The sequence below is a fragment of the Protofrankia sp. CiT1 genome, assembly GCF_917627335.1.
Classification (GTDB): domain Bacteria; phylum Actinomycetota; class Actinomycetes; order Frankiales; family Frankiaceae; genus Protofrankia.
In genome coordinates, this window is sequence record NZ_CAKJTP010000242.1 from 1 (window position 1) to 3869 (window position 3869).

A 3869-nucleotide genomic window follows, 5' to 3' on the forward strand; every position below is an offset into this window, starting at 1 on the left:
AGGGAATACAAAGCATTTCCCGTGAGGTCGGCGTCGGCTCCCTGGAGCTAACCAAGGGTATTTACAGCATCGAGTCAGACGGCTACCACGGTGCGCGGGCATTGACGGTCCTGAAAGCTGCGGCAGAGGGCGCCCGGACGGGCATGGCGGACATGGAAACCGTGTCCGTCGGCCTGATGACCGTGATGCGGTCCTACGAAATACCCGTCCAGGACGCGACAAAGACAACATCACTGCTCGTGGAAACTGTCGCCCACGGCGGCGTTCGACTCCAAGACATGGCGATGGGCCTGAAGACCGTCGCGCCCATCGCCAGCGCTTTGCACGTTCCCCTGGCGGAAGTATCCGGCGCGATGGCGACCATCACGTCAGTCACGCATGACGCGGCAACCGCGGGGACCGGCCTGCGGTTCGTGCTGAACTCCCTGGCCGCACCGGCGGGGCCGGCACGGAAAGCCTTGGAGAGCGTGGGGCTAGCCGCCGAGGATGTTCAGCAGAGCCTGAGCAGAAAAGGTCTTATCGCAACACTGCAACTTGTCGAACAGCACATTGGTACGACGTTCCCGAACAATGCCGCCCAGCAGGTCGCCGCACTCCAGAAGATCACTGGCGGTACACGGGGGTTCACGGCGGCTGTGCAGCTGACCGGGCCGCACATGCAAGAGTTCATCCACAACACCGATGCGATCACCGCGGCGACGAAAAAAGCCGGTGACAACGTCGCGGGCTGGGATGTGGTGACCACCACATTCAAGTTCCAAGTCGACAAGCTGAAAGCGCAGCTCCAGGCGTTCGGCATCCAAGCCGGGGCGTTTTTCCTCCCGTTCCTGACGAAAACACTCCAGGGCCTGCAATTTGTCGGCAGCTGGATTGTCCGGGGGCTGAGCGGGCCGATGCACGATGCGCTACGGGTGTGGCGATTCTCGATCGATGGACTCCGGAGAATCTGGGAGCCGTTCGCCGCCGGGTTTTCTCGCGGGCCACTGACGGGCCTAGCCGGCTGGGAGCAGGGTTTCGCTCGGCTGGGCCGGGCGATGCGCCGCGTGGTGGACGTCGTGGAGGCGGTGGTCGCACGAATTCGTGCGGCGGTCTTCCGGGAGGGGAGGCGTCTGTTCGGCGCGGGGGCGCACATAGCCGGAGATCTGGTCAATGGCCTCGGGATCGGGATCAGTACAGGTAACTGGGGCCTGTTCACCGAGGCCATCAAGCACGGCATCAAGGGGCAATCAAGGAGTCCGTCCGGGTCGCTCTCAGCATCGGCGGACATCTGGTCGCGGCGTTTCGCGCGGTGAACTGGCACGCCGTCGCGCATGCGATCTTCGGGGGGATTTCGGCGGCGATCCACGGCGTGTTCGCGGGCGGGCGAGCCGTCGCACGGGCAATCGCCCGCGTGGACTGGGGTGCAGTCGGGCACAGCGTCGCCCATGCGATCGGGCACGGCATCGAGGTGGGTCTCACCACCGTGGTCCGGGTGGAGCAGGCCATAGCGCGGATGGTGCGGCGGGTGGACTGGAGGCAGGTCGCCACCGAGATCAGGGATGGTTTCCGGCGGGCCATCCACGGCATCGGCAACCTGTTCGGGCAGGTAGGGAGAGAAGCGGGCAAGGGCGCAAGTATTTTCGGTGGGATCGATTGGAAAAAAGAAGGCAGGAGTCTGTTCGACGGCATCACCAGGGCCATTGATTTCATCAGCACGCAGACAGGAAAAATCGCCGATAAGGTCGCTAATGTTCTGAATAAGGTTCCCTGGAAGCGCATAGGGCATCTGATCGGCCAGGCGATCGCCGCGTCCGTCGGCGTCGCAGTGTTCGACAGTGCCGTTATCGCGACCCTGCTGATTGAGATCGTCAGGAAGATGCCGTGGAAGAAGATCACAGATGCGATCTTCCACATGATCTGGGATCTGGGGAACGGCATCATCGAGGGGTTCGCCGAGCTGATGGGATCCCTGGCATGGGCCGCGACGAAAAGAGCGGCTCAGGTCATCGTCGACGCGTTCTGTAGCTTTTTCGAGATCTCCTCGCCATCGAAGGTGATGTACCGGCTCGGCGGGAATGTCGTCGATGGTCTCGTGAACGGGATCGTGGATTCCGCTGTCGGGATCTGGGGCCGCGTCTCTCGCTTCGGTACCGACATCCTGAACGGCATGCTTGACCTGTTCGGCGTGCGGTCCCCGTCGGTGGCGATGCATGCCATCGGAGCCGATATCACTCAAGGGCTGATTAACGGAATCCTCGACGTCGGTATCGGGATCTGGAGCCGGGTATCCCGCATCGGTACCGACATTCTCACCGGCATCCGTGAACTGTTCGGGATCAGCTCCCCCTCCACGGTGATGCACGGCATTGGTGGCGACATCACCCAGGGTTTGATCAACGGCATCGTCGACGCCGCAGCGGCAATCCCTGGCGCAGTGGGATCGATCGGCCGATCCATCGTCGACGGAGTCAGGAATTTTTTCGGCATCCACTCCCCCTCCACCGTGATGCACGAGCTCGGCGGGCACATCGCGACCGGTCTGATCCACGGCATCCTCGACAGCGGCCAGGGCATGGGATCGGCCCTCGATCGCATTTTCTCCGGGGCGCTGCGAGACCCGTGGGGATGGCTGGTATCCCACGTCGACGACCTGGGCTCCATCCTGGACAAGGTCCCCGGCCTGACGGGCGCGTTCATATCCCGGATCAGCTCGGGCGCTCTCGGTGGCCTGGAACACATGGGCTCTCGGATCTGGGGCAAGCTGTTCGGTGGCGACGACGGCGGTGGCGGGAATCTCGGTGGCGTGATCGCCGCATCCCTGGGAATCGGCGGATTCCCGCAGTCATGGGCGCAGGCCATGCGGCAGATCATCGCCCGGGAATCCGGCGGCAACGCCACAGCGGTGAACCCCATCAGCGTCGGCGGGGAGCACGCTACGGGCATCGCCCAGATGCTCCCATCCACGTTCGCGGCGTACGCCCTACGCGGCCACGGGAACATCTTCTCCGCGCTGGACAACCTCCTTTCATCCGAGCGCTACATTGCCGCCCGGTATGGATCACCAGATCGTATCCCCAACCTGTGGACAGGGAATTATCTGGGATATGACTCCGGAGGAATCCTGCCACCCGGCCGCAGCCTCGTCATCAACAAGACGGGACTAGGTGAACCCGCGGCGGTATTCAACCGCGAGCAATGGTCGACACTGCACAGCCTGGCCGGCGGACGCGACGGAGGAAACGCGGCAGACATGATCGGCGCCATTCACGTCTACATCGGCGACAAGGAGATCAGCGACATGGTGGACGTGCGAATCGCCGCCAGCAACGGCCAGGTGGTCCGTCGCCTGACTGGCGGCGTGAAACGGAGGTGACAAATCATGCCCGGTAGCATCACCGCCACCGTGGACGCCACCCTGGCCCGCGTTCACCTCGTCGTCACCTGGACCGGCGGGGCAACATCAGTCACGGTCACCCGACTGACCAGTAGCACTCCAACCACTCCGGTTCGCAACGGCGAACCCGGCCTGCTCACCGCAGGATCCTGGCAGGAATACGACTACGAGGCGCCACTGGACATCCCGGTCTACTACCAGGCCACCGACGGCTCGGCCACCGCGGTCAGCCCTATCATCACCGTGCCATCGGACGGCCTGTACTGGCTGCGATCCCCCGGCCGGCCGGCCCTGAACATCACAGTGGAACCGCTAGAGGACCACGCGTCCGCGATGACCCGGGAGCTCACCCAAGGCGTGTTCCGCATCCTGGGCCGGGAGGACCCCGTCGTTGTCTCCGGGCGGCGGTACGCGCCCACCAGCGTGCTGAAGTTCGTCACCCGTACTGACGACGACCGGCGGAAAATGCGGGCGATCCTCGACGACGGACAGACCC

General features: G+C 63.9%; 2 protein-coding genes and 1 pseudogene. All 3 read left to right on the forward strand.

The features are described from left to right. The coding region (locus tag MJ785_RS20775; protein ID WP_239382474.1) for a phage tail tape measure protein at nucleotides 1-1292 on the forward strand (1292 nt) is incomplete at its 5' end. Then, nucleotides 1289-3352, forward strand: a complete 2064-nt coding sequence (locus MJ785_RS20780; protein ID WP_239382476.1) for a transglycosylase SLT domain-containing protein — start codon at nucleotides 1289-1291, stop codon at nucleotides 3350-3352. The genes MJ785_RS20775 and MJ785_RS20780, both read left to right, overlap by 4 nt. A 6-nt stretch (nucleotides 3353-3358) precedes the next feature. Continuing rightward, nucleotides 3359-3869: pseudogene (locus MJ785_RS20785) on the forward strand (hypothetical protein); the annotation flags it as partial.